Origin of the sequence: Streptomyces sp. YGL11-2, from assembly GCF_050054615.1 — a bacterium.
Classification (GTDB): domain Bacteria; phylum Actinomycetota; class Actinomycetes; order Streptomycetales; family Streptomycetaceae; genus Streptomyces.
In genome coordinates this window covers 13,011-36,421 of record NZ_JBNHIN010000070.1, presented here as the reverse complement: position 1 = coordinate 36,421, position 23,411 = coordinate 13,011, and the positions used below count along the sequence as shown (strand labels likewise).

Genomic DNA, 23,411 nt, shown 5'->3' with positions numbered 1-23,411 from the left:
CCGACAAAGCGATGGGGCGTGTGACCCGCGGTTTCTTCGTACCGACGACGGACCTTCGACAGACCGTTGGGACAACCGACAGATGCGATGGGAACCTGGCCCATTGTCAGCGGCGGTTTCCGGCGCCGGGAAGTTCTGGAGACCGTTCGACCCGAGCCGTTCTTCCTCCCCAGCCGTTCCGAAGGTGAATGAGGCGAGGAGAGCTGCGCGGGGGGATCCCCGCGCAGCGGGGATGGGTCAGATGCCGAACGGTGCGGCGTGGCGACCATGGGTCAGGCGCCGCCGCGGGTGATCCGACGGCCGCCCCGCCCCGCCCGGCAGCCGCGGTTCGAGTGCCGCCCACTGGGCGTCGGTCAGATCAAAGCGGGCGCCGACCGGCGTCGTCTGCATGCGAGCTCCCAGTACTGATGGTCCTCTTTGTCGAGGGCATCACCTGCCGGAGACAAGCTCGGCCAGGTGGTGCAGGGAGTTGGTGAGATGCTCAGGGCTGAACGGTGGGAACTGGATGTACTCCCGGATGAACTGCGGCACCGCCGACCAGTCGTAGGTGAGCGTGACCTCGGTCTCGGACGGACCGAGCGGCGCAAGGTCGTATCGCCAGAACCAGCCGCCGAACTCCAGGTGACCGTCGCTCTTCTCCTGCCCCGTCAGCCAGCCGATGGCGCGCGGCGGGTCGAACGCCTGGACCTTGTTGGCCACCTGGTAGCCACCGTCCGGGTGGTTGGCGTGATACATGTCCATCCGGAAAATCTGCCCCACCTCGGTCAGCGGCGCCCGGTCGACAGCTTCCCGAACCCAGCCGGTGCCATCGATCGCAGAATGGGTCGTCGGGTCCGCCAGCACCGCGAACACTCTAGCGGCGGGCACGGCGACGGTCAGGCTGGCGCTCACGTTCTCCTGGTCCACGGTGTGCACGCTCCTTGTCATCTCATCTCGGGCCTCCCGCGGGCGCGGAAGGGGGGATGTTCCCCACACGCAGACGACGCGACGAGGCGGAACTCATCGGTCATGCGGACGGAACCCGCACCGGTGCCACCAACGGCGGGCTTGTACGGGTCACGTTTCGCGGCCGGGGAGGAAGTCTCACCCATACGCATCCTGCGACACGTCACCGCGACCAGACCGTGAGGAGCAGATCACGCTGATCCGAGTTGCGCGCCGACGTTCTCCGAGCCAAGTTGCTCAGCTGCCCCCTTATTCCGGGTCAGTCGGTCAGGGCGGCCGCCTGCCGAACTGCCAGTTGTGCACCTCTGTGTCGGCGTACCGGTCCGGGGCCAGGACGGAGCGTGCCGACTCCGCGGCCGGTGCCTGGATCAGCACGCAGTGCCGAGCCAGGTGGTGCCGTCGTCGGACAGCAACGGTCCGCAGGCGATCAGCCCGTCCCGGCCGGACGGCACGGCGAGGTCGCCGGCCTGTCCGGTGCCGAGGCCGAGCACCGGATACCGATTGCCATCGGTCCGGCCGCCGGGGAAGTCGGGTTCGGTGACCGCGGTGGCGCACTGGCCGCACTGCGGGATGTACAGCGTCCGGAATGAGAGCACCGTTGCCCTTCTGCCGCGTGATGGCTCGTCAAGGAGGCAGCCCGTCACCAGGCGGTGCGCGAGGGCATCACTGAAGGACTCTGCCCCGGCGCGCGCGGCGCTGGCCGGTGACCTTCGAGGAGGGCAGACGTCCGGCTTTGGACGTACCGGCGAGGGTGTCGCCGTCGATGGTGACGGTGAACGTGAGGTTCAGGCGCATGGGCTTGGTGACGGTCTGCCTCCAGGTGAGGGTGTCGCCGTCGAGGGCGATGTCCTGGAGGGGGACCGCTTCGTCCAGGCCGTGTGCGATCCCGGTCAGCTGCCCGTCACGGCGGCTCAGCTCGATGACGGGCCGGATGCGTCCGATGGGGGTGGCGATGGTCAGGTCCCAGGCGCCTTCAATGGACATGTGCTCGGCTGCTCCTTGCTGTCGGCGGTGGCGGGCGTCAGAGGGCGACGGGGGCGGGGCCCTGGGCGCGCCAGGTCGTGCCGCGGCGTTCGTGGGCGAAGAGTTCCTCGACGGCGTGGGCGATCTGCGGGCCGATCTCGCGTTCGAGGAGGTACAGGCCGAGGTCCAGGCCGGAGGTGACGCCTGCGCCGGTGATCAGGTCGCCGTCGTCGACGACGCGGGCGCGCAGGGCGTGGACGCCGGTGGCCTCCAGCATGTCCAGGCCCATGTGGTGGGTGGTGGCGTGTCGGCCCTCGATCAGTCCGGCCATCGCCAGTACCAGGGAGCCGCCGCAGACGGCCGTCATCGTGATCTGCGGGTTGTCCATGGCCGCCTTGAGGAGGGCGGGCAGTTCCGTGGTGAGGGTACGGCCGAGCAGGACGGGGATGAACTCGTCCTGGCGCCACTCGCCTTCCTCGCACGCCTCCTGGTCGGGCATCTCCCCGGGATCGCCGACCCGGCCGGAGGCTCCGGGGACCAGCACCAGGCCGGGGCGGTCCGGGTCCAGGGAGGCGGTGGCGCGCAGTGCCAGGGCTCCGGTGCCGCTGACGACCTCCCGGGGGCCCTCGGCGGACACCAGTTCCACGGTCACGGCGCCGTCGCTGGCGGTGCCGCCGGCGTAGAGGACTTCGTAGGGGGCGATCACGTCGAGCGGGTCGAAGCCGTCGAACAAGACGATCTGAACGTGCATCCGCAGTCCCTCAGGGTGAAGGGTTGTGTCGGCAAGGCCGATTTCCTCGTTCACGCTAGGCAAGGGAGGTGCCCGATCCCAGTGGCGTTCGTGACACCCTTCAACGGGTTCTCGCCACCTGGTGATGGGTTTGATCCGGTCAGCTGACCGGATCGGGCGAGGGGTTGGCCGGTTCGGCGACCTCACAGAACGCAGCGGTCGGGTTCCCGTTCCGGGCATGGGGCTGTGTCGCCGCGATGGCGGGAGCAGCTGTGTGTACCTGCCCGCCGACGGCCTCGGTGCCGGCGCGGCACCCGGCCTGTGGCCTTCATGTCTGTTCTCGACCGCGGAAGGCGGCTCGGTAGCTCTGCGGGGAGGTCCCGACGACCCGTTTGAAGCGTTCCCGAAAGGCGGTCGGGGAGCCGAAGCCGGCCTGGTCCGCAATGCGGTCGACGGTGTGATCGGTGCTCTCCAGCAGGAGTTGTGCGCGACGGACCCGGGCCCGCAGCAGCCACTGCAGCGGCGTCGCGCCGGTCTGCTCACGGAATCGCCTGCTGAAGGTGCGCGGGCTCATCCCCGCGCACTGGGCCAGCAGTTCGAGGGTCAGCCCCTCGCTCAGGTGCTCCTCCATCCAGGAGAGCACCGGCTCCAGGGCCGATCCGCGGGGGACCGGTGGTTGGGCGTGAACGATGAACTGGACCTGACCGCCTTCCCGTTCGAGAGGGGTGACGGCCAAGCGCGCCGCGCTGGCCGCCACGGCCGAACCCCAGTCGCAGCGGATCATGTGGAGGCACAGGTCAATGCCTGCGGAGGCTCCGGCTGAGGTGAGGAACTGGCCGTTGTCGACGTAGAGGACGTCGGGGCGTACCTCGATCTGCGGGTGCCTGCGGGCCAGTTCGGGCGCCGCGAGCCAGTGGGTGGTGGCCGGTAGCCCATCGAGTAGGCCGGTCGCGGCCAGGTCCAGCGCGCCGACGCAGAGGGAGGCGATCCTCGTACCCCGGGCCGCCGCTTGCCGCAGTGCCTCCAGCGCCTCCTCGGCGGGCGGGGGTGCTCCTTCCGCGCGCCCGGGGACGATCACGGTGTCGGCGTCGGCCAGGCCCTCCAGCCCCCAGGGCGCGGTGATCACGAAGCCTCGCGCCTGGACCTGCGGAGTGACGGCGCATACCCGCACTTGGTAGGGGCGTCGCCCGTCGGGCAGCCGCACACGGTCGAACACCTCCAGGGGCGTGGACAGGTCGAAGGGGATGACCCGGTCGAGTGCCAGGACCGCGACGGTGTGCACCTAGGACTCCTCAGCTATCGGCCACAGCTCTGACCACGCCCTTTCTTCCTACGGTGCGCAAGCGCACAGGTCAAAGGGATGGCGAGATCCCGTTGCTTTCTGTCATTCCAGCCGCTGGGAGTCGCGGGGGCGGGTTTCTAGGGTCGATCCCGGCGCTGGCCTCTGGGCCGCGTCTCCTACTGCTGCCCCGCACCTGAGAAGGCGTACCTCACACATGCCCGCACCATCGACGCGCCACCTGTCCGCCGGCACCCGGAGCAGTGCGGGGAGTGCGGTCCGATGACCAAACTCCTGCTCGCCCTGCACGTCCTCGCCGCCATCATCGCAGTCGGCCCGGTGACCGTGGCCGCCAGCATGTTCCCCGCGGCCTTGCGCCGCGCCGTCGCGGACGGCGACGTCGGCGGCACCGTCACCCTCGCTGTGCTACACCGGATCTGCCGGGTCTACGCCCACATCGGGATTGCCGTGCCGGTGTTCGGCTTCGCCGTCGCCAGCGAGCTGCACGTTCTCGGCAGCCCCTGGTTGATCACCTCCATCGCGCTGACCGCGGCGGCGGCGGTCGTCCTCGGCCTGTTGGTGTTGCCGCGCCAGCAGGCGGCACTAGCTGCCCTGGACGATCGCCACGGTGAAGCGGTGGTGGAGGGATCCGCTGCCGCTCGACTCGCCATGTTCACCGGGATCTTGCGCGATCCCCGTTCGACGGGGCGACGCGTGCTGCTGGCGGCTGTCCCGGGCATCGGCGGGCTTTTCGCCCTGCGCAGCCTGGACCGCGCGTCCGCCGACCGCCCGAACGTTGCCCAGGCTTCACGTCGATCACAGCCGCGGTGAGCCCTGAGCGCCTGCGAGGTCGTTATGAGGTTCGATGTCCGTTACAAGGTTGGCGTTGGGTGAGGCCCGCTGCTTGTGGGCTTCGGTGCGGGGTTACGGGTGGGCCGGGCGAACAGGCCAGGTTCGTTCTCGGTGAGGATTCCACGGCTGACCAGGCGGTTGAGCGTGGAGCGGATGCTATCGGTGTTCTTCGGCACGAACGGCACGATCGGCAGGTCGCGGACCAGGCACAGGTCTCGGGCTCGCAGTGGCTTGTCGCTGTCGGCGAATGCGCTCATGGTCTGCCGGTAGGAAGGGTGCTCCGGAAGCTCGGGGCTGGTGAATCGCCTCTGTTCTGCCCGGTGTTGGACTGGTCGGGGAGCGCGAGAAGCGTCTTGCGGGTGATCCGCAGGGGCACCGCTCCCCGCGTGCCCCACCAGCGTCTTCCGGTCAGCCACCACGGACAGCCGACGGTCCCACCCTTGTACTTTCGACCGCCAGAAAGGTGCCTTGCTTTCTGCAGCGGATACGACGCAGACACTCGCATCCCCGCGGGTCAACGGCACCTTTCTGCTATCGGCACATCAGGTCACCCAATCCACAGCCGCATGTCACATCCACATCCACATCCACATCCACAGTCGCCGTCCGAGCGACGTGCCTCCCTCGGACGGGCTGGACAGAGACCACCAATCCCCGCCCTCATGGCGGTATCGGCGTCAAGTCCCGCTATTTGGCCGTGACTTGGGGCAGGTGTGGCGAGGGCCAGCCAACGGGGAGACCCCCCACGGTGAGTGCGAGCGCGGCCTGGGTCAGGCCGGCGGGCTCGGTGGGCCCGGGGCGAGCAGCGCCAGCCCGCCCACGTCGTTGTGGTGGACGACAGGCCTGCGCGCGGTGGTGAAGCGGAGGGCGGTACGGGCCTCCTGCCAGGACCGGTCGGGGGACTCGGTGGTGCCGATGCCCGCGTACACGCAGTCCGGGAACCGAGCCGGGGCGACGGTGGCGGCCTCGTCCGGCTCCAGCGCCACGACGCCCCGCGGCGGCAGATCCTCCCGCCCCGCGGGCACCAGCCGACGCATGTCTCCACCTTCGGCGCTCACCCCCGAACAATAAACCGAAGACCCACCAGTTTCGGCTCAACAATGGGGACCACCGATTTGGCCAGGACTCAACGCAATCTGCAGTTCGATTACGTCCTGGAGCGTCCCCTCCAAGCTGGTCGTTGCAGGTAGCAGGCGGGGCAATTTCAGGGCATCGTTCAAATGGGAAGCGACCGGGGATCATTTCCAGCCGCCATGGTGGCCTAAGTGACGACGTTGCAGTCCGCACGCGGCCAGGCGAATGGCGAGAAAGCGCAGGGTCGAGCTGGGTAGATCGATCACCGGCGGGGTAGGAAGGCACGCGATGATCCTGGTGCACACAGTGGGTGACACAGAACCCGGAAATACTGCTACCGCGCCGGGGTGCGCGAGGTCTTCGAATGCGAAGAACTTGATCAAGGTTAATTATGGCGAGAAAGATCCCCCTCTTTGCAAAGGGGTGATTCTGCGCCCACCGAGAGGACCCGGAGGGAAGTTCATGTCTTTCAAGAACATCTTCGACAGCGGCGGAAGCGAAGCCAAGTCCGCCGAAGAGTCCGCTCAAAAGGTCTCGGAAAAAATTCCTGGCGCCTGGCCCGAAAGGGAAGGGGTCGATCCGGAGCTCTATGACGGTATTCCTGAAGCTGCGCGCGACCCGAAGATCATGCGCGAGACGTCGCCTGAGGCGCTCAGCATCATGAACAACTTCCTCACCCCTCTGTTCAAGAACACCCAGGCAGTAGCCGACAAGCAGCGGGAAGCCAGCGAAAACCCCGAATCGACATCCGGTATGGCGTCTTCGGTCAAGGATGAGGCATTCAAGGGGGTGAAGGTGGAGATCAGGGACGAAGACCAGCCGAAGACCAGCGACGAACGGCTGGACGAATTCAGAAAGGGCAACTACGAATCTGTCAAGAACGTCAAGAGGGCTGACGGCGGGTCAGCCAAGGCGTGAGGGCCGATCAGGGAGCCGACTCAAGGGACGGAGGACTGTCCAGAAGCCCCGGTTTCAGGATCTGTCCCTTGTGCAGCAGTAGCGGCCCCGCTCGTCAGCCTGACGAGTTCTCATTCGGTCACGCCAGGCCGGAAACAGCGCACAACCAGTCACTGACACATCGTTGAGCTCTACTACGCGAGGAGACCGAAGGGCATGGGCGGCGCCACCAAGAACAACGTGAGTACGGCCTATCTTGGCGAACGATTTATGCGTCACCCGCTGACCGGGCGCAACCTGAAGGAGCTGAACATCGCCGACAAGGCCGCTGCCATCCTGGAGCGGGACCAGGGCAAACTGAAGCGAAAGGCCGAGAAGAAATCGGCAGACGGCACGGACCGGTATGTCTCCCCTACCGGGTTTTCTTTGAACAAGGGGCGATTCAGCGAATTTCCCGCTGGGGAGGCTGCGGCACACGAGCGCGGGTGGCGTGCCTATATGACGGTGGGGGTACCACTTGTCGAAGAGCGAGGCGATATCGTGCAGCCTCCTCCTGACGTGATCTCCAAGCAGACGTACGCCAATCGAACCGACCCCGTCCCCACCAAATGGTCACACACTGTCGAATTCTCGATTTCGAACACAATCAGCTGGTCGCTCCAGGGGCAGGTGCAGCTCACTTTCGGGGCAAAAGTCATCGCATCGCTGCAGCAGCAGTTGCAGAAGAGCATGGCGATGAACCAGTCAGAGAAGGTCACCCTGAAGAACAGCAAAGACAATCAGGGTGTTGACGCAGAGTCCCAGTCACAAATGACAAGTACCACGACGGCCACGAGTAGCGCCACGGGCACCGGGGAATTGTCGGCACAGCTGATGCTTGGGATCACTGCTTCTGTCAGTGGTTCATTGACCACTTCGTTCAAGACGTCGTCCACGCTGAGTGGGGAAGTTGCCAGCCGGGTGGACGTCGTGGCCACGCAGCGACGTCAGGTGAGGAGGTTCGACTACGAATACCCCATCTCCTTCGGCGGGTGGGTCGCTCTGTATTACCCCGAGCCAGTAGAGGTCAAGGAAACTCGTCCGGATGGCCCGCAGGCCCAGGAACCGAAATACTCCAGGGTGATTGCCTGGAAACTCGGCGAGACTGGCACGGCCACGGAGTCTTTCGACTTGACCGATGAAGGAAAGCCGTTCATGCAGAAAGGGGAAGCCGAGGTCGTATCCACCCTCGCCGGGGTGCACGAGGTCTTCGAGCTTGAAACGCTCAATTTCGACAAGAAGAATCACCCTCTTTACAAGGGCGGTAGCGGAGGGCAAGAGAGCCCGAGAGAGGCTCCCGTCGAACTCGCCACCGGGCTGGGGACCGCCGATGGCCTCGCGCTGGACCTGGTGAACCAAAAGGCGTACGTCACCGACCGGTACAACGACGGCAGGCTGTACAAGATCGATCTCGCCGGCGGCGGCACGGACTGGGTCCTGGAGAAGCTGGGAGAAGCCAACGATGTGGCGCTGGACCTGCCGGGCAACAAGGCATACGTCGCCGACTACAGGGGCAAGCGCCTGTTCACGGTGAACCTGTCCGACCGCTCCGCCTCCCCGGTCACGGTCGCCGAGGGTATGTTCGCGTACGGCGTCGCGCTGGACCTGCCAGGCAACAAGGCATATGTCACCGACGTCGACAACGGAAAGCTGATCGAGATCGACCTGAACAGCGCCCCGGCGGCGAAGCTGCGCACCTGGGACGTGCCGAGGGCCGCCGGAGTAGCGCTGAACGGGGGCAAGGCGTACATCGGGCAGTACGACCGCGGCGGCCTGTACGAGGTCGACCTGAACGCGGATGGCGGCGCCCCGCGGAACGTGGCCACCAACCTCGGGCACAGCGTCCGTGTAGCGCTGGACGGCGCGGTAAACGCATACGTCTCCGACTCGGCCGGCGGCAGGCTGCGTGAGGTCGCCGTGGCCGACGGTGACGCCAAGGGCCTGCAGCGCGTGGTGGCCGACGGTCTCGGCACGGTCTGCGGCGTCGGCCTCGACCGCGACAACGGCTGGATCTACGTCAGCAACCGCCAGGGCAAGCTGTTGCGGCTCTCCGGCGTGCTGCCCGACGCCTCGGCGAAGTCGTAGCGCAGGACGTTCCTTTGCGGTGGGCGGGCGGGCATGGATGCCTTGATCGTGTGGGCTGCCGAGGCTCACGTGATCGACGGGGTGCTCATGCCCGCCTGTGCCATGGCGTCGCAGGGCGAGTCGATCGACATCCCCGCCGGCCGCCGGGTACAGCGTGAAGGTCGAGGAGCCGGGGTGGGAAGGGCGAGCCGAGGCAAGCGGGAGCGGAGTTGGGAGGAGGCCGGTCAGGCACGGGCGGCCACCGCGTTGAGATAGTCGGCCACGTGCTGGACTCGGTTGGTGTCGGCCTCGGACACGGCGCCGAGGATCTCCGGTGCCAGTGCAACCGGGACGCCCAGCCGCTCCACGCATTCGAGCGCCTTTTGTCGGCACGCCGCGGCGATCGGTTCCGTGCCGAAGATGTACGGCAGCCTCATGCCGCGTTCGACGGCGATCAGGAGTGCCATCTGCGCGAAGCGCTCCGCTGCGTCGTCCGCCGTCATCGTCTCGATGGGCTTTCGGCCGGGCGCGAAGACCGCGTACGGATCGTGCTCCGGCGCGGCGCCAGCTGTGAGCAGCCCGGCCAGGTGGCGGGCGATCGCCGGGGCGCAGTGGAAGCCGTCCCGGTAGGTCCCCGTTGCGAAGAACAGGCGCGGCATCGGCGCGCGGCCCAGGAGCGGGAAGGTGTCGAGCGTGACGGGCCGTAGGCCGTAATGCCAGCGCCGCACGGCCGAGAACGCGATGTTCCGGTCGAACTGCGCGATGTAGCCGGACAGCAGTGCCTGGACGATGCCCAGCCGCGGTCCGGCAGGCGCGTCGAAGTAGACGTGGTTGGTCGCGCCCAGGTACTCGACCCCGTCCCCGAGCGGCACCGCGTGCAGCCCGCAGCCGCCGACGAGGGTGGGGGTGCGCACGACGTACGGCACGGCCTCGCCCCGCACGCGCTGGGTCTCCAGCGCCACACCCGTTCCGTTCAGCATCGGCTGCACCGTGCCCCGGGGCAGTTGCTCGATCAGGCGCCCACTGGCCGCGCCCGCCGCGAGGACGACGGCGCCCGCGGGGAGCGTCGCTCCCGAGGACAGCCGCACGCCGGTGACCGCATCTTTGGCCGTCACCAGGGACGTCACCTCGCCGGTGACGTGCCTGACGCCGAGCCCGGACGCAGCTGCCTCCAGGGACGCGAGCACACGGCGGGCGTCGATGGCCCCCTCGTTCTCCAAGTACAAGGCGTCCACGGGCTGGTCACCCGCCTCCGCCTCCCAAGCGCCGATGTCGTAGGGATCCACGTCCTGGAAAGGCTCGCCGTGCTCCTCGGCGGCTGCGCGGATCGCCCGCATGCTGCCCAGGCCATCCCCCGTGGAGCGCGCACCCAGCACGACCAACGTCCCGCGACTGCTCCCGACCGGAACCGCCACGTCTCGCGCGGCCTCCGCGAGCCGCTCCAGCCAGCCCGGCCACAGGCGAGCCGCTTCGCGCGCCAGCGCGAACTTCGCCCGGGACGCGGGATGTTCACCGGTACGCGTCGTGACCTCGGCATAGCAGTTGAGCATCGCCCCCGCCGCCACGGAAGCGGAACCGGGGCGCGCATCCGGGCCCACCACGACAATCCGCAGGGAGCGATCCCGCAGTGCCGTCTCCACGGCGACCGACAGGCCCAGCGCGCCGTTCCCCACGATCACCATGTCTGCTGTCACGACCTTCACCATTCCCGTAAGACAACAGGCTGGTCCTGCCGAGCGGAAGGCCACGAACAAGACACGGCCAACCGCCCTGTCGTTCGCCTGCGGGTCAGCCGGGTCGGTCGCGCAGTTCCCCGCGCCCCTCCCGAACGCGCCATCCGGTCGTTGGGCAGGACGGCGTGAGTTGCGCCGCCGTGCGAAGACGGAGCCGGGCTCTGCGCGGACGCGTCGGCCGCGATCGACCGCCGAGGTGTCTGGGTTGTCAGCTACTGCGCGTCGGGGTGGTCCGGCAAGAAGTCGTCGGTGAACTCCGTCCCGGTGAGGACGGCGTCGACGCTGGCGCGGATGTGGGCGCCGGTCACCGGGCATTCCAGCGGGCGGTCACTGGGGCGTTCCAGCAGGTGTTCCAGTACGGCGGCGGCCCGGGTCAGCCTGCGGATACGGGGAAAGCAGCCGATCTCACCGACCCGGACCAGGCCCCTCGCCGTGTCGAGTTCGGAGGAGTCGGGTCGGGCGGGTGCGAGGGGACGCCCTGTGCCGTGACCAACAAGCCCACCGCCAACGCCGTGGCGGTAACGGCGGCAGGCTCGCCGGCTTCGACCCGGCATGCTATGCGCGCAGGAACGAAGTCGAGCGGCTGATCAACGGGTTGAGGCTCAACCCACGAACCGTCCCGCTCAGGCACATCCCGCCAAGCCGTACCCGCCCGGAACATCCACACAGCCCCGCAGGGAACCATCCGGTCGTCCAGCCGCTTCCGGCCCCGCTCCGGCCGGGGCAGCAACGGAGAGACGAATTCCCATTCGGCGTCGGACAGTTCATGGCGATGTGTCACCCGACGTGATCCACCATCCGACATCATTTCAAGATACGACCGAGGAGTGGGGCTCCGCGCGTCGGCTGCGGAGTAGCCAGAGTCCTCCGGCCGCTGCCAGGCAGATCAGGCCGGAGCCGACACTCATCAGGGCCTGAAGCGAACCGTCCCAGAGGAAATACGAGATGAGGTTGAGGAGGAAGGCGGTCAGGACCAGCAGTCGGAGCAGGACCTTCACTGTGGGGCTCCCTGGGGACGGAGGAGTGAGTGAGCGTCACGACGACTGTACGGGAGTCCTTTCTCGCACCGTACGACGGTCCCAGCCAGCGCGACATTGCCGAGATACCTCGGAGGAACCGAGCGGCATCGGTCTCCACGGCGGATTCGAGGTCACCAGCAACGCACCCGTCTCGGTGTCTCGCCCAGCCCGCCCAGTCGCCGGTCCGGCACGCGCCGCGGGGCCCGCCCATCGGGCCGACGTCGGAGATTGCCGACAGACCCGAGGGCCTGTCGGCTCTACGGCGTCTGGGGCAACGGCCCTGGGGCGGAGCACTGTTGGGTGCGCCGCCCGTTTCGCTTCATGGTGTGGGAACGCTGTGGGCCACGGGCTACCGCGTCACTTCCGGTTCACTGGTGGACGGTCCAGTGATCATTGGCGCCTGCCTGGACGAACTTCAGTGGCGGGCACAGGAACGCGTTCGGATCGGGGTGGGTGTCGGTCCACGGCGAGTCGGACGGGCTGGCGGGTTTCCAGGCGCCGTTGCTGCGCAGCTGCACGGCGCTGCTGTCGAAGGTGGTGTTCTGTGCCTCCGTGCAGTAATACCCCTCTCCCGTAGCGGGGTTGGGGCTCGCATAGATCTCGAACATGTCCCAGCCGTGGTCCAGCCCGCTCTGGTCCGTCCCCGACTGCTGGAACAGCAGCTCCCAGGCAGCGGTGCGGTAGTTGTAGAGATAAGCCGACCAGCGGTTGGTGGCGGCGTCGTCCTGCACCATCTGCACGCTGTACGCGGCCGGTCCGCCGTTGCCGGGGGTGTAGTTCTTCAGGAAGTTGTCGTCGATGGGGACGGTCTTGGCCGGTCCGACGGTCCCGCACCAGTCCCACGCCCAGATCTCGTTGCCGGTGTTGGTGTATGCGGTCACCACTTCCATGCAGGAGTTCTGGGCCTTGGTGGTGGGCGCGTAGGTGACGTTGTCCGCGTCGGTGACCGTGTAGGACGGGTCGACGGTATGGGTGGCCATGATGCCGTCATGCGTACCGGGCTGGGGGAAGACGCCCCACCAGTTGTGGGTGACCTGGCCCGCCCGGGGAGTCGATGTGGTCGGCTGGCTGCCGGGGATCCGGGGGTGGTGCGTCCATGCTGGGCCGGATATGGCGCGACGCCCGGCCAGGAACGTACGGACGGCGTGGGCGCGCCCCGGTGTGCGGGCCGGCGTGCGCGCTCCGGCGACGACGCCGGTGTGCGGGGCGGTGGGGGAGGGCGGCGGAGTGGTCCGGGCTGCCGCCGGGTGGGTGGTGGCGGTGGCGGTGGCGGCCAGGGGCACGGTCAACAGGGCGGCGAGGGCGGAGGCGGTGAGGGCCAGGGCTGCGAGGGGCGAACGCGGTTTTGCTCTGGAACCGGTTCTGGGTCCGGGGCTGTTCACGGTTGACCTCCAGGGCGTGTGGGGGGTTCCCTGAGCTGGTCCGAGCCTGTTTGTCCTTGTCTGCGCCGGCCTGAGCGTGCCTGTATTTGCCTGTACGTGCCTGAGCGTGTCCGTGGCGGCCTGCTCTGGCCTGGACCAACTAGAGTCTAAGGAAATGTCCATGACAGGGCATCGGCTGTCAAGGGATCCGGCGGGGAGGTGGCGCAACGCCATTCGGCCCCATGCGGGCCATAACACCCTGACTACCGCCATCAGTTGAGCAACGGAGGCCCGGCGCCGGGGGTGATGGGTGGGCGGTGAAGGGCGTTACTGCGGGCTGATGGACTCCAGCGGATGAGGCGGGCGGCTGGTGCTGCTACACGAGCGCATTCCGGCCTTGGAGTGAGCACGGCGGGTCGTTCGTGGGTGTGCGTCGGCCCGTGAGCTGGGCCGGGCGTGGTGATGCGTGAAGCAGACCGCGGTCCGAAGCGGGCGTGCCCCTTCGCAACTCCCGGTGTCCTGAGAAGTCAGATGTCCTGCACACGTGACTACGGACGCTGCGGATCGAACTCGGTACCAGCGAAAAGGTGGTCCGCGTTGCTGGGGGCTGTCCGATAGGTCAGGGGGCTGGCGATCACTGCCCGAACCGCGTGGGCAGGTCTCCCCGGCGGGATGCCGGTCCGCCGACGGAAGGGGATGGCGTTGCTCACCCTTGGTGGCTCTCGCGCCCGTCCGGCACTGCCCTGGGTCACAATGCCCCCCATGACCGATGATCAGTCCCGCATTCCCGCCCGTCCGCTGCTGCGTCGCCCCCGGGACGGTGAGCTCATAGACGTCGCCGGCGTCGCGCACTTCTTCCGCCTGACCGGCGAGCACACGGGCGGGCACTTCGCCTTCGAGGAGTTCAGCCTCGCCCCTGGAGCGATCGGTGCCAGACCGCACGTGCACGATGGACACGACGAGTACTTCTACGTCCTTGAGGGCGAGTTGACGCTCCACACCGGGGACGGCGAGGTGACGGCCCGCCCCGGGGATCTGCTCGCCGCGACCCGTGGCACCCCGCACGGCTTCCGCAATGCGGGCTCGGTCCTCGCACGCGCCCTGTGTCTCTACACGCCCGCCGGCTACGAGAACTACTTCCGTGACGTCCACGCCGCGGTGAGCGCCGGGGCCGAAGCAACCGATGAGCTGCTGGCCGAATTCCGCAGCCGCTACCGGACCAGTTCCTACCAGGCTCCCCCCGACAGGCCGTAGCAACATCGGCCACCGGGCCACCGACCAGCGGCAGAACGAGCATGTCGCGCTGAGAGATGAGGTCCAGCAGACAGCTCTCGATCGCGCAGCGGGTCCGTCCGCGCTGTGCGGCAGGCCACTCGTGCGGTTTCCAGGACGAGGTGGAAACCGTCGAGAACGAGCTGGCGGATCAGTGCCGCCCGATCGGGGAAGCGCCGGTACAAGGTGGCGATGTTCACCCCGGCACGGCGGGCGATCTCATCCAGCGGAGCGGCGGTACCGGATTCCAGGAACGCTTGGCGCGCCGCGGCCAGCACGTGGGCGCGGTTTCGCTCGGCGTCCGCACGCAAACGCCGACCTGTGCCCGCTGAAGCGAGACGACTGGAACGAAGCGACCCTGGACTTCGGTGGCGCCGTCGCAGCCTCAACCAGCAGTGCACATCCATGCTCCCGCGGCCATCGGCTTGGTACGCCCTGCGGCACGATCCTCGTGCTGGCAGCCGGGGCACTGCCGTTCGCCGCCACCGGCGCGGTGAAGACACCGCCCCGTACTCCGCCCTCGCGGCCTCCCCCCTCGCGGGTGTTTCGAGTGCGAGCTGATCGAATTCAACGGCGAGAACAACCACGTCCACCTGTTGGCGAACTTCCCGCCGAAGGTCGCCCTGTCCAAGTTGGTCAACAGCCTCAAGGGCGTCAGCTCTCGCCGGCTCCGCCAGGAGCACCCGGAACTGGTCCGGCACTACTGGCGATCACAGCGACCGTGGTCCGGCTCGTACTTCGCCGGATCGGCCGGCGGGGCTCCACTGTCGATCGTCCGTCGGTACATCGAGCAGCAGAATCGTCCGCTCTAGCCTGCAGGTCAGAGCACTTCTCAGAACCGCTTCACCACCGAGCCAAAGCCCGGTGCGCAGCGATTAGCCCCGGTAGCAGCACCAGGCAGACCAGGCGTCGCACCTTCACCGACACCACCTCCCGTCAGCCGTCCACCGGCACGTCAGCCACCGTGCGCCTGTGGAGGTCATGCACCCTCTTGGCCGGCGTCCCGCGCATCGGGCGCGGCACCCACTCCTGACGGGTCCGCGCCGACACGTGGATCACCTCCCCCCACCCGCCACATCCGCGACTTCCAGATCCGACAGGCCCGAAAGGAACGTACCCACAAGGGAGTTGACGTCCTGCACGTGATCTCAACGATGCGGGTCACGCCTCGGTACCACCGATTACGTGACTGAGCCGTTGGATTGACAGGCCCGCGCCGGAGGACGGCTGTCGGCAGGCGTTACCGGCTGAGTGCGTCGAGGGTGGTGTTGAGGTCGGTGGTGCGGGGCTGGTTGTGGGGGAGTCTGGCGAGCAGGGAGGCCATGCCGCAGGTGTTGGTGGCGGCGGAGAAGACCAGACCGCTTCCGACGGCGGCGGAGAGCCAGCGGGCCGGCCGGTAGCGGGTGCCGAGCGCGAGGCCGGCGAGGACGAGGGATCCGGCGGCGAGGCGGACCTGGCGTTCCATGGGCCAGGCGGCTTTGGCGGCGGTGTCGCGGTGGAGGGAGTGGCCCTGGGCAGCCCAGGCGGTGGTGCCGCCGGTGAGGGTGGTGGCGGGGATGTCGGCGGCGGCGAGCTGCTCGCAGGCGGTGGCGGAGCGGTTGCCGGAGGCGCAGATCATGAGCAGCTCGCCGCGGGCGGATGCTGTCTTGAGGGCGGGCAGGGCGGTCGCGAGGTGGTCGAGGGGGATGTTGTGGGCGCCGGGCAGGTGGCCGGCGGCGTATTCGCCAGGGGTGCGCACGTCTATGACGGTGTAGGTGCTCAGGCGCTCGGCGGCCTGGGCGGGGTGGACGGCGGTGGTGGTGCTCATGTGCGGGGGAGTCCCTTTCGTTTCTTCGTCCAGGTCGTCGTTGTCCCGAACAGGCTAGAATACCCTAGGGGGTATCTATGAAGGAGGAAGTGTGGAGCTGGAGATGGCGGCCGAGGAGCTCAAGAGCGTGCTCAACCGGCTGCGGAGGGCGCAGGGGCAGATCGCGGGGATCATCAAGATGATCGAGGAGGGCAGGGACTGCGAAGACGTGATCACGCAGCTCGCGGCGGTCTCCCGGGCGCTGGACCGGGCCGGGTTCGCGATCATCGCGACGGGGTTGCAGCACTGCATGGCCGAGGGCGGGCAGGCGGCCGGGGACCGCGACCAGATGAGGGCGAGGCTGGAGAAGCTGTTCCTCTCCCTTGCCTGAACTGCCAGGCATGTCATGTCACGGCGTCGGCGAGCATGAAGGCGGCCACGGCCAGGAGGACCACCGCGAACAGGCGTTGCAGGTGGGTTCCGGAGACCTTTGCGGCGAGACGTTTGCCGTCCCAGGCGCCCAGGATCGCGGTCCCGATGAAGGGGCCGATCACCGCCCAGTCGAGGGAGGCGGCGGCGCCGGCGCGGGTGGCCAGTGAGGCCAGCGAGTTGGTCGTGATGACCAGCAGGCTGGTGCCGACCGCGGCCTGCATCTCGAAGGCCAGCACGGTTACCAGGGCGGGGACGGTGAGGAAGCCGCCGCCCACGCCCAGCAGTCCGGTCAGTGCCCCCAGCCCCGCCCCGGTCCCTGCAGCTCTGCCCGGCCGCACCACGCCGCCGGTGGCACCGGCCGGGTCGGCGGGGCGGAGCATCTTGACCGCGGCGAGGGCGGCGATCGCCGCGAAGGCGATGGTGAGGGCGGCCTGGGGCAGCCGGGCTGCGGCGGCTCCGGCCAGGGCGGCCGGCAGGATGCCGGCGGCGGCGAACGCCGCTCCGGCCTTCCACCGCACGTGCCCGGCCCGGGCGTGGGCGTACAGGGCGGTGGCTGAGGTTGCGGTGACGATGATCAGACTTGCGGTGGTGGCCGCCGCGGGAGTGAAACCGAGCAGGTAGATCAGCGCGGGCACCGCCAGGACACTGCCGCCGCCACCAAGCGCGCCGAGGGCGAGGCCGACCACCGCCCCCGCGATCAGGGCCAGGACCAGAGCACTCACGCTATCCGGCCGCCCTGCCCACGCTCGTCCACGACCGGCAGCTTGGCCTTCGCCCAGGCGGTCATGCCGCCGGCGACGTCGACGGCGTCGATGCCGCGGGAGGCCAGGAGCTTGGCGGCCTGCTGTGAACGGTGACCGGAGCGGCAGATCGCCACCACCGGCCGGCCCTGCGCGGGTGCCGGCAGGGCGGCGCCGGACAGCAGGCGGGTCAGCGGCAGATGGACGGCTCCGGGCGCGTGCCCGGCCTTCCACTCCGGCACCTCGCGGACGTCGAGCAGCACCGCGGTGCCCTCGTTGGTGCGGCTGTGGGCCTGCTCGGGAGTGAGCCGGTCCTGACTGCGGCGGAAAAGGAACATGGTTGTGCCCTCGCTTGGGTGAGCGGACGTGTGATCAGGGGCGGGTGACGGTCAGGTGCGCATCGACGGCGGCATCGAAGCCGTCGTCGACGGCGACCACGTCCCGTCCGGCGGCATCCAGAAGCGATGCGGCGATCGCCGCGCGCATCCCGCCGGCGCAGTGCACCCACACGGTGCCGGGCCGCACCTCGCCGATCCGGCCGTGCAGCTCGTGGATCGGGATGTGTACCGAGCCCTCGACGAAGCCGTTGGCGCGCTCGGAATCCCGCCGCACGTCCAACACCACCACCGGCTCCCCGCGCTCACGTACCCGGGCGAGGTCGGCGAAGCGGGCGCGCGGGAAGGAGGCGAGCTGCTCGCCCTCGCGGACCCAGGCGGCCGGGTCGCCGGTGGCGGCTGCGGCCGGGCGGTCGATGCCGACCCGAGCCAGCTCACGCTGCGCCTCGGCGATCTGCCCGGGGGTGTCGGCGAGCAGGGTGACAGGCTTGCCCCACGGGATCAGCCAGGCCAGATATGTGGCGAGCTTGCCCTCGCCCTCGAAGTTGAACGACCCGGCCACGTGGCCGTCGGCGAAGGCGACCCGGCTGCGCAGGTCCACCACCCACTCACCGGCCGCCAGCCGCTTCGCGATCTGCGCGGCGTCGGCCGGCTCGGGCGCGGTCAGGTCGACGGGTGCGGGGCCGGCGGCGTTTGTCGGACCCATGTGCGCGTAATAGGCGGGCGCCTCCTCCAGTCCCGCCAGCATCTGCGCGACGAAGGTGTCCACGTCCAGCGTGAGCGCGTCGTTGGTCGTGCGTTCCTTGCCGATCGTGGTCGCGTCTCCCTCGGCCTGGGAGGAGGAGCAGAAACTGCCGAACCCGTGGGTGGGCAGCACCGGCACCTCGTCGTCCAGTTCGTCGGCCAGGCGGTGGACGGAGGCGTGCTGGGCCCGGGCCAGCTGCTCGGTCAGCCGCGGCTCGACCAGATCGGGTCGGCCCACGGTGCCGATCAGTAGCGATCCCCCGGTGAACGCCGCCACGCCGCGTCCGTTCTCCTCCAGGACGTAGGAGGTGTGGTGCGGGGTGTGCCCGGGGGTGGCGACCGCGCGCAGTTCCAGGAGCTCGTCCACGCCGATGGCGTCGCCGTCCGCGACGGAGGTGCGGGTGTAGGAGACGTCCGCGGCGGCCGGGACCAGGTAGGCGGCTCCCGTGACGCGGGCCAGCTCCAGGCCGCCGGTGACGTAGTCGTTGTGCACGTGGGTCTCCGCCACGTACGCGATGCGCACCCCGCGCCTCGCGGCGGCGGCGATCACCTGGTCGATGTCGCGTGGCGGGTCGATGACGACCGCACGGCGGGCGCCGCCGGCCAGGTAGCTGCGATTGCCCAGACCCTCGAACTCCAGGGTGTCGACGAAGAACACGGCTGCGGCTCCTTCACGAGAACGGTGTACCCCCGGGGGTATTTGCCTCCTACTGTAACAGCGATACCCCGGGGGGTATTCCTCGGAGGGTCCCTTGTCCGGCATTGGGCGCCACTAGCAGATGGGAGGGAGCCCGAGTGGTCATCCCTGCCGCGGCTGGTGCCGGGCACACCGAACCCGGCACGCGGCGCGCTACTAGGCGACGACGAACTGCTCCCGGATGCGTTCGGGGCTGCCCCCCCACCAACCACCGCCGTGGCCGCGAGTACGTCCGCATCGAAGCCTGGGTGCAACAAGGGCGCCGCGCCGGCACAGTCGCAGCTGAACAATGTCCGCACATCGAGCCGGACCGTCCCGGACCAGCCCTTCGGGCTGGCCTACGCCAAGACGGGCCACATCGCCTTCGCCGCGTTGACGTCGAAACTCGCAGTGCTGTCCACAGACGGCACCCAGCCCCGGCTCCTACACACCATCCCGCTTCCGGCCGCCAGCGTGGGGAAGGAAGGAGCCCTCGGAGTCACCCTCACCCATGACGGCCGCGAGCTGCTCATCGCCGCCGGCAGCGGAGCGATCGTGGTGGACGCGGCCAAGGCGGCGGCCGGAGCACCGGGGGCCGTACTGGGAACGCTCACCGGCACGGCCGGGACCAGCGTGATCGAGGTGTCTATCTCACCCGACGACCGCTATGCCTTCGTCAGCCAAGAGTACGGAAACATCCAGACCGGCAACCGCGGAGACAACGAGGTCTTCGACCTGCACAAGGCACTTCACAGCGGATTCGGCCCCAGCGCCAGCATCGGCAGTCTGCCCCTGGGCAAGGCAGTGGTTGGCACCACCGTGAGGCAGACAGCGCGGTGAACGTGTAATGCGCTGCAGGTCGGGGACGCTGCCCACGGGACGGACCGCGTGTTGGCCGGTGACGAACGCACGGGCCAAGGAGTGGTCTTCGTCAGTTGCTCGCTCCGTCGCCTTGGTGCCGGAGCCCGCCCGCTCTGCGCAGATGTAGAGCGCACCAGCCGCTGTTCGCGGTGATGGTGCACGCGGCAAGACGGCTGAGGGGGATGGGGTCAGTGCGCTGAACCTGGAGTCACTGCAGGCAGCGATAGATCGCCCAGGTGCGCCACCAGTACATCGACGCATACCCCCGGAGCGAGCATCTCGGGGTGGAGGACGGCGCGGAGGCTGAGTCCGTCCAGCAGTGCCGCCAGCCGCTCGGCCTCGATGTCGAGATCGAGGTCAGGGCGTAGGGTGCCTGATTCGTCAAGCCGGGTGAGCACGCGGCGCATCAACCTTCTTGTGCCTTCGGCCGCTTGGCGCGACAGATCGGCGAAGGCCGGGTCGGTGCGGGCGGCCGTGTTGAAGTCGAGGAAGACGGTGACCTCCGCGCGGCGGCGTTCGTCGAGGGGGAGGAACTCGGCCAGGAGCCGGGCTGTGAGCTGGAGTTGTTCCGGGCGGGGATATCGGCCCAGGTCTCCGATCCGCTCTACGTGTTCGAGTAGTCGAGCGCTGACCTGGCCAAGCATCGACTGCATCGCGAAGTGCATCAGGTCCTGCTGACTGGCGAAGTAGTGGCGCAGGGAGCCGATGTTGAGGTCTGCCTCGGCGGCGACGGCTCGCAGCGAGGTGCGCTGCAGGCCCTCACGGACGACGACTCGGAACAGCGCGTCAACGACAAGGCTGCGACGAGCCTCCGGATCCACATGCTTTGGCATGAAGCCTTTCTATCACGCCTGTGATACAACGGATTTATCACACGCGTGACAGAATGGATGGAGGCTTGATCGTGGAGCGGTACCTCAATTTCATGCTCATCAGGTTCGGCCTGATAGCGGGCGGTGTCGTGGTGCTGGCGCTGCTGGTCTTCGCCATCGCCCTGGCCTTCAAGCGCAGGGGCAGGCTCGACGAGGTACGCCGGTATGCGGACCCCGTGGTGAAGGCTGGGCTGCGCGCCGCCGCCCGACGGCTGGACGACGGGAAGAGCCGGACGTCCCGATCGCGGCGGCAGGATGACTGGCGATGACCGGCCGCGGAATGGAGTCGTCCGAGCTCCTGTACCACCTGCTGCTGGACCGCGCGGTCAAGATCGTCATCGTAGTCGCGGCCCTGAGCATCCTGGGGCTCGGAATGACGGTGATCTGGCGAAGGGCCGGGCGTACAAAGGATCGGCACGACTGAGCCCAAGCCACTCTCTCCGCTCCCGCCCTGCCCGCTCCTGCGAGGTGAGCCCCCATCGGGATACCGCAACAGCCGGGATGGCTCCGCCCGGTAGGTGCCATCCGCCAGTCAGCACCGTGACCGGAGCGGCATGGGATGAGACGATCAGTCGAAGCGATCGTCTCTGTCGGGCCGGTCGGATGCGCGGGGCGCCTGGTGGAGGTCGAACGGGCCGCCGCGCGCCGACAGCACGGTCGGGTGTTTCGTGGACTCCAGGATCTTGCCGCGGCAGCGGGGGCCGGTCCCGTACCTGTGAACTTGGATGCCCTGCGGGTTACTTGGCCATCCTTCGAGGTGCTGCGCGACGGCATTCAGCAGGTCCCGCTCCGTCGGAGGGGCCATCGATGTCGCCGTCGCTGACCGCGGGACGGCGATGACGGTGTGGGCGGTGGGGACGGCGAAACCGGTCGACGGCCTTCCCTCGGTGGCGCTGGTCTCCAGCCGGATAAGAGTGGTCTCCAACGGGTCTTCCTTCCAGGCCGGGCAGGCAGCCCAGGGCCGCGTCCTCGGTGAGCCAACTGCGCAGGACGTCGCATTCGTAGGCGTTCAGGTCGACGGCGCTGCCGGAGACAGATCCCGGGCCACCTCCTGTCGTGCCAGGCCACGCCATTCGGGTGTGAAACGGAGAAATGCTGCGTGGCGAGCCCTTCGTTCCTCCGCCGTGAGCGACAGTCCGGTCCGGAGTCGGGAATCCTCGTCCGGCTGCGTTCCGGGTGGGAGAGCACGTGGGATATCTGTTGCTGTTGCGGCGACGGCCTGTCGCGGTGCTGTGGGCGGCCCGCAGCCTGTCCGTACTCGGTGAGCGCGTCTACACCATGGCGCTGATGTGGAGCGTGTACGCGAGCACCGGCTCGGCTTCGGTCATGGGCCTGATCGCGGTCGCCGAGTCGGGGCCCTACGCCGTCCTCGGCTTCCTCGGCCCTCGTCTGCTGGCACGGTTCTCCTCGTACCGCGCCCTCGCCTGGGTGGACGCGGCGCGGGCGATCGTCGTGGTGACCCTGCCGTACCTGTGGTCGCCCGACCAACGCGGCCTGGTCGTCCTGCTGGCTGGGGTGCTGGTCCTGGGCGTGCTGGGCGCTCTCTTCGATCCCAATCTGGCCGCACTGGTGCCCGGTCTCGTCGAGCCCGAGCGCGTCCAACAGGTGACCGGACTCTTCGACCTGACCGTCCGCATCGCCCACATCGCGGGCCGGGCCAGCGGCGGCCTGTTGCTTCTGGCCCTCCCCAAAATGCAGCTCTTCACGATCGACGGCATGACCTTCGCGGTCTCGGCCGCCGCACTGGGAGCGCTGTCCCGCCACCGCACCCGACCGGCCCCCGCCGCGGTAGGGCAACGACACTGCGGCACACCGGAGCCAGCCCGCGCATGGCCTCTGGTGCAGGCGTGCCCTCAAGTCGGACTGGCGATCGCGGTACAGAGCCTGGTGCCCCTGTGCGTTGCCGCGATGACGATTGGCCTTCCCGTACTTCTCGCCGTGCACAACCGCTCCGGCCCCGCCGTCTACGGTGTGGTCACCGCAGCCGTCGGCGTCGGCACGCTGATCGGCAACCCATTGGTCAGCAACCGGCGCCCCGCCAACTGGGCGATCCTCTGCTGCGGGGCATGGGCGGTGGACGGTGCGGCCACAGCATGCATGGGACTCTCCGACCAGTTGACGCCGCTGGTATGGCTGGCCGTGCTGACCGGAATCGCGGCCCCCACGGCGAGCGTGACCCTGCGCGCCTACATCGGTACCCTCCCGTCCAGTCAATGTCTGCGGCTTATGACGGTCGAGAACACCGTGGTGCGAGTGGGCAGTTCAGCCGGGATACTGCTCCTCCCGCTCCTCGTCGACGCCTCACCCCAGGGCGCCTTTCTCGCGGCGGGAGGAGTAGTCGCGGTGGCCGCCACCGGCTCGCTGCTGGCGTCCGCTCACATCCCGCACCCGCGCACTGCCCCGACCCTCACCGAGCGGGTCGAGGCCGTGGCCACGGAGTAATGCCAGGACGAGCGAAGCGAACGAACGGCCTGGAGATTCTCCAGGCTCAGGCGGGAGTGGAATGCCGGTGGCACGCGCGGCCGGTGTCGATGCGGCCGTGGTCGGCGGTGATTTCGTCGGCTCTCAGGTGCAGTCCTTGGACGTGGGCATCGGTCAGCGCGGCGTAGGGGATGGGCAGTGTCAAGCCTCGCTTATGCAATCCACGTTTTCGCAGGTCAGAAGACGGGGCCTCCCCTGCATCCTGGGCTTACGCAACAACCAGCCAGGCCCCACACGCCACCATGTGGGGCCTGGC

The 23,411-nt window shown here is 68.6% G+C and carries 29 protein-coding genes and 3 pseudogenes; 11 read left to right on the top strand and 21 right to left on the bottom strand.

Annotated features, from left to right (window positions below):
* Window positions 1–237: 237 nt before the first annotated feature.
* The 6 genes and pseudogenes from ACO1BR_RS39560 to ACO1BR_RS39535 form a co-directional block, all read right to left on the bottom strand.
* The gene (locus ACO1BR_RS39560; protein ID WP_426799944.1) at window positions 238–390 is read right to left on the bottom strand and encodes a hypothetical protein; all 153 of its coding nucleotides are present in this window, start codon (window positions 388–390) and stop codon (window positions 238–240) included.
* A gap of 39 nt (window positions 391–429) precedes the next feature.
* On the bottom strand, window positions 430–906 hold the full coding sequence (locus ACO1BR_RS39555; protein ID WP_426799943.1) for an SRPBCC family protein: 477 nt from the start codon (window positions 904–906) through the stop codon (window positions 430–432).
* 306 nt (window positions 907–1,212) lie between these two features.
* Window positions 1,213–1,475 (bottom strand): annotated as a pseudogene (locus ACO1BR_RS39550) (YciI family protein); the annotation flags it as partial.
* Between the two features lie 133 nt (window positions 1,476–1,608).
* Window positions 1,609–1,929 (bottom strand): hypothetical protein, encoded by a 321-nt coding sequence (locus ACO1BR_RS39545; protein WP_426799942.1) that lies wholly within the window; start codon window positions 1,927–1,929, stop codon window positions 1,609–1,611.
* 37 nt (window positions 1,930–1,966) lie between these two features.
* Window positions 1,967–2,659, bottom strand: coding sequence for a DJ-1/PfpI family protein (locus tag ACO1BR_RS39540; RefSeq protein WP_426799941.1), 693 nt, complete (start codon window positions 2,657–2,659; stop codon window positions 1,967–1,969).
* Between the two features lie 307 nt (window positions 2,660–2,966).
* A complete protein-coding gene (locus ACO1BR_RS39535) occupies window positions 2,967–3,920 on the bottom strand; it encodes a GlxA family transcriptional regulator (protein ID WP_426799940.1) in 954 nt (317 codons plus the stop codon).
* A gap of 279 nt (window positions 3,921–4,199) precedes the next feature.
* Between ACO1BR_RS39535 and ACO1BR_RS39530 the strand changes: the two genes are divergently transcribed.
* The gene (locus ACO1BR_RS39530; protein ID WP_426799939.1) at window positions 4,200–4,748 is read left to right on the top strand and encodes a hypothetical protein; all 549 of its coding nucleotides are present in this window, start codon (window positions 4,200–4,202) and stop codon (window positions 4,746–4,748) included.
* 41 nt (window positions 4,749–4,789) lie between these two features.
* Here the strand turns inward: ACO1BR_RS39530 and ACO1BR_RS39525 are convergent, their stop codons facing one another.
* Window positions 4,790–5,026 (bottom strand): hypothetical protein, encoded by a 237-nt coding sequence (locus ACO1BR_RS39525; protein ID WP_426799938.1) that lies wholly within the window; start codon window positions 5,024–5,026, stop codon window positions 4,790–4,792.
* Window positions 5,027–5,539: 513 nt separating this feature from the next.
* Entirely contained in the window at window positions 5,540–5,806 is a 267-nt protein-coding gene (locus ACO1BR_RS39520) for a hypothetical protein (protein ID WP_426799937.1), read from the bottom strand.
* 499 nt (window positions 5,807–6,305) lie between these two features.
* On the opposite strand from ACO1BR_RS39520, the gene ACO1BR_RS39515 reads away from it, so the two are divergent.
* The gene (locus ACO1BR_RS39515) at window positions 6,306–6,761 is read left to right on the top strand and encodes a hypothetical protein (protein WP_426799936.1); all 456 of its coding nucleotides are present in this window, start codon (window positions 6,306–6,308) and stop codon (window positions 6,759–6,761) included.
* Window positions 6,762–6,956: 195 nt separating this feature from the next.
* Window positions 6,957–8,864 carry a YncE family protein gene (locus tag ACO1BR_RS39510; protein WP_426799935.1) on the top strand — a complete coding sequence of 636 codons (1,908 nt, stop codon included), beginning with the start codon at window positions 6,957–6,959 and terminating at the stop codon, window positions 8,862–8,864.
* 224 nt (window positions 8,865–9,088) lie between these two features.
* On the opposite strand, the gene ACO1BR_RS39505 is transcribed toward ACO1BR_RS39510, so the two are convergent.
* The 5 genes and pseudogenes from ACO1BR_RS39505 to ACO1BR_RS39485 form a co-directional block, all read right to left on the bottom strand.
* Complete coding sequence (locus ACO1BR_RS39505; RefSeq protein WP_426799934.1) at window positions 9,089–10,537, bottom strand: NAD(P)/FAD-dependent oxidoreductase; 1,449 nt, start codon at window positions 10,535–10,537, stop codon at window positions 9,089–9,091.
* A gap of 251 nt (window positions 10,538–10,788) precedes the next feature.
* Complete coding sequence (locus ACO1BR_RS39500; protein ID WP_426799947.1) at window positions 10,789–11,130, bottom strand: hypothetical protein; 342 nt, start codon at window positions 11,128–11,130, stop codon at window positions 10,789–10,791.
* 65 nt (window positions 11,131–11,195) lie between these two features.
* A pseudogene (locus tag ACO1BR_RS39495) lies at window positions 11,196–11,381 on the bottom strand (transposase); the annotation flags it as partial.
* 4 nt (window positions 11,382–11,385) lie between these two features.
* The gene (locus tag ACO1BR_RS39490) at window positions 11,386–11,574 is read right to left on the bottom strand and encodes a hypothetical protein (protein ID WP_426799933.1); all 189 of its coding nucleotides are present in this window, start codon (window positions 11,572–11,574) and stop codon (window positions 11,386–11,388) included.
* 389 nt (window positions 11,575–11,963) lie between these two features.
* Window positions 11,964–12,977, bottom strand: a complete 1,014-nt coding sequence (locus ACO1BR_RS39485) for a carbohydrate-binding protein (protein ID WP_426799932.1) — start codon at window positions 12,975–12,977, stop codon at window positions 11,964–11,966.
* A 741-nt stretch (window positions 12,978–13,718) separates the two neighbouring features.
* On the opposite strand from ACO1BR_RS39485, the gene ACO1BR_RS39480 reads away from it, so the two are divergent.
* Window positions 13,719–14,210, top strand: coding sequence for a cupin domain-containing protein (locus ACO1BR_RS39480; RefSeq protein WP_426799931.1), 492 nt, complete (start codon window positions 13,719–13,721; stop codon window positions 14,208–14,210).
* Here the strand turns inward: ACO1BR_RS39480 and ACO1BR_RS39475 are convergent.
* Window positions 14,183–14,446 carry a TetR family transcriptional regulator gene (locus ACO1BR_RS39475; protein ID WP_426799945.1) on the bottom strand — a complete coding sequence of 88 codons (264 nt, stop codon included), beginning with the start codon at window positions 14,444–14,446 and terminating at the stop codon, window positions 14,183–14,185. The genes ACO1BR_RS39480 and ACO1BR_RS39475 overlap by 28 nt on opposite strands.
* Between ACO1BR_RS39475 and ACO1BR_RS39470 the strand changes: the two genes are divergently transcribed.
* Window positions 14,351–14,560 carry a hypothetical protein gene (locus ACO1BR_RS39470; protein WP_426799946.1) on the top strand — a complete coding sequence of 70 codons (210 nt, stop codon included), beginning with the start codon at window positions 14,351–14,353 and terminating at the stop codon, window positions 14,558–14,560. The genes ACO1BR_RS39475 and ACO1BR_RS39470 overlap by 96 nt on opposite strands.
* Before the next feature lie 213 nt (window positions 14,561–14,773).
* Window positions 14,774–15,040: pseudogene (gene tnpA / locus ACO1BR_RS39465) on the top strand (IS200/IS605 family transposase); the annotation flags it as partial.
* Between the two features lie 428 nt (window positions 15,041–15,468).
* Here tnpA and ACO1BR_RS39460 read toward each other — a convergent pair.
* Window positions 15,469–16,035, bottom strand: coding sequence for a rhodanese-like domain-containing protein (locus ACO1BR_RS39460; RefSeq protein ID WP_426799930.1), 567 nt, complete (start codon window positions 16,033–16,035; stop codon window positions 15,469–15,471).
* Between the two features lie 91 nt (window positions 16,036–16,126).
* Here ACO1BR_RS39460 and ACO1BR_RS39455 point away from each other — a divergent pair, with 91 nt between their 5' ends.
* Entirely contained in the window at window positions 16,127–16,405 is a 279-nt protein-coding gene (locus ACO1BR_RS39455; protein ID WP_426799929.1) for a metal-sensitive transcriptional regulator, read from the top strand.
* A 13-nt stretch (window positions 16,406–16,418) separates the two neighbouring features.
* On the opposite strand, the gene ACO1BR_RS39450 is transcribed toward ACO1BR_RS39455, so the two are convergent.
* The 3 genes from ACO1BR_RS39450 to ACO1BR_RS39440 are packed head-to-tail and all read right to left on the bottom strand — an operon-like array spanning window position 16,419 to window position 18,923.
* Window positions 16,419–17,168, bottom strand: a complete 750-nt coding sequence (locus ACO1BR_RS39450) for a sulfite exporter TauE/SafE family protein (RefSeq protein ID WP_426799928.1) — start codon at window positions 17,166–17,168, stop codon at window positions 16,419–16,421.
* Window positions 17,165–17,524 carry a rhodanese-like domain-containing protein gene (locus ACO1BR_RS39445; protein WP_426799927.1) on the bottom strand — a complete coding sequence of 120 codons (360 nt, stop codon included), beginning with the start codon at window positions 17,522–17,524 and terminating at the stop codon, window positions 17,165–17,167. The genes ACO1BR_RS39450 and ACO1BR_RS39445 overlap by 4 nt, the downstream gene beginning before the upstream one ends.
* Window positions 17,525–17,558: 34 nt before the next feature.
* Complete coding sequence (locus tag ACO1BR_RS39440; RefSeq protein ID WP_426799926.1) at window positions 17,559–18,923, bottom strand: rhodanese-like domain-containing protein; 1,365 nt, start codon at window positions 18,921–18,923, stop codon at window positions 17,559–17,561.
* Between the two features lie 255 nt (window positions 18,924–19,178).
* On the opposite strand from ACO1BR_RS39440, the gene ACO1BR_RS39435 reads away from it, so the two are divergent.
* Window positions 19,179–19,781 carry a hypothetical protein gene (locus ACO1BR_RS39435; protein ID WP_426799925.1) on the top strand — a complete coding sequence of 201 codons (603 nt, stop codon included), beginning with the start codon at window positions 19,179–19,181 and terminating at the stop codon, window positions 19,779–19,781.
* A gap of 209 nt (window positions 19,782–19,990) precedes the next feature.
* Here the strand turns inward: ACO1BR_RS39435 and ACO1BR_RS39430 are convergent, their stop codons facing one another.
* On the bottom strand, window positions 19,991–20,635 hold the full coding sequence (locus ACO1BR_RS39430) for a TetR/AcrR family transcriptional regulator (protein WP_426799924.1): 645 nt from the start codon (window positions 20,633–20,635) through the stop codon (window positions 19,991–19,993).
* Between the two features lie 71 nt (window positions 20,636–20,706).
* Between ACO1BR_RS39430 and ACO1BR_RS39425 the strand changes: the two genes are divergently transcribed.
* Window positions 20,707–20,943 carry a hypothetical protein gene (locus ACO1BR_RS39425; protein WP_426799923.1) on the top strand — a complete coding sequence of 79 codons (237 nt, stop codon included), beginning with the start codon at window positions 20,707–20,709 and terminating at the stop codon, window positions 20,941–20,943.
* Entirely contained in the window at window positions 20,940–21,098 is a 159-nt protein-coding gene (locus ACO1BR_RS39420) for a hypothetical protein (RefSeq protein ID WP_426799922.1), read from the top strand. Before ACO1BR_RS39425 ends, ACO1BR_RS39420 begins: the two co-directional genes overlap by 4 nt.
* A gap of 144 nt (window positions 21,099–21,242) precedes the next feature.
* On the opposite strand, the gene ACO1BR_RS39415 is transcribed toward ACO1BR_RS39420, so the two are convergent.
* A complete protein-coding gene (locus ACO1BR_RS39415; protein ID WP_426799921.1) occupies window positions 21,243–21,599 on the bottom strand; it encodes a hypothetical protein in 357 nt (118 codons plus the stop codon).
* Window positions 21,600–21,862: 263 nt separating this feature from the next.
* Here ACO1BR_RS39415 and ACO1BR_RS39410 point away from each other — a divergent pair, with 263 nt between their 5' ends.
* Window positions 21,863–23,116: an MFS transporter gene (locus ACO1BR_RS39410; protein ID WP_426799920.1), complete on the top strand. Its 1,254-nt coding sequence runs from the start codon at window positions 21,863–21,865 to the stop codon at window positions 23,114–23,116.
* Between the two features lie 46 nt (window positions 23,117–23,162).
* Here the strand turns inward: ACO1BR_RS39410 and ACO1BR_RS39405 are convergent, their stop codons facing one another.
* A complete protein-coding gene (locus ACO1BR_RS39405) occupies window positions 23,163–23,300 on the bottom strand; it encodes a hypothetical protein (RefSeq protein WP_426799919.1) in 138 nt (45 codons plus the stop codon).
* Between the last annotated feature and the right edge of the window lie 111 nt (window positions 23,301–23,411).

Coding starts and splice junctions, on each gene's coding strand:
- ACO1BR_RS39560 (WP_426799944.1), bottom strand. CDS start 390: ATGCAGACGACGCCGGTCGGCGCCCGCTTTGATCTGACCGACGCCCAG.
- ACO1BR_RS39545 (WP_426799942.1), bottom strand. CDS start 1,929: ATGTCCATTGAAGGCGCCTGGGACCTGACCATCGCCACCCCCATCGGA.
- ACO1BR_RS39540 (WP_426799941.1), bottom strand. CDS start 2,659: ATGCACGTTCAGATCGTCTTGTTCGACGGCTTCGACCCGCTCGACGTG.
- ACO1BR_RS39530 (WP_426799939.1), top strand. CDS start 4,200: ATGACCAAACTCCTGCTCGCCCTGCACGTCCTCGCCGCCATCATCGCA.
- ACO1BR_RS39525 (WP_426799938.1), bottom strand. CDS start 5,026: ATGAGCGCATTCGCCGACAGCGACAAGCCACTGCGAGCCCGAGACCTG.
- ACO1BR_RS39520 (WP_426799937.1), bottom strand. CDS start 5,806: ATGCGTCGGCTGGTGCCCGCGGGGCGGGAGGATCTGCCGCCGCGGGGC.
- ACO1BR_RS39515 (WP_426799936.1), top strand. CDS start 6,306: ATGTCTTTCAAGAACATCTTCGACAGCGGCGGAAGCGAAGCCAAGTCC.
- ACO1BR_RS39510 (WP_426799935.1), top strand. CDS start 6,957: ATGGGCGGCGCCACCAAGAACAACGTGAGTACGGCCTATCTTGGCGAA.
- ACO1BR_RS39500 (WP_426799947.1), bottom strand. CDS start 11,130: ATGCCGGGTCGAAGCCGGCGAGCCTGCCGCCGTTACCGCCACGGCGTT.
- ACO1BR_RS39480 (WP_426799931.1), top strand. CDS start 13,719: ATGACCGATGATCAGTCCCGCATTCCCGCCCGTCCGCTGCTGCGTCGC.
- ACO1BR_RS39460 (WP_426799930.1), bottom strand. CDS start 16,035: ATGAGCACCACCACCGCCGTCCACCCCGCCCAGGCCGCCGAGCGCCTG.
- ACO1BR_RS39445 (WP_426799927.1), bottom strand. CDS start 17,524: ATGTTCCTTTTCCGCCGCAGTCAGGACCGGCTCACTCCCGAGCAGGCC.
- ACO1BR_RS39430 (WP_426799924.1), bottom strand. CDS start 20,635: ATGCCAAAGCATGTGGATCCGGAGGCTCGTCGCAGCCTTGTCGTTGAC.
- ACO1BR_RS39420 (WP_426799922.1), top strand. CDS start 20,940: ATGACCGGCCGCGGAATGGAGTCGTCCGAGCTCCTGTACCACCTGCTG.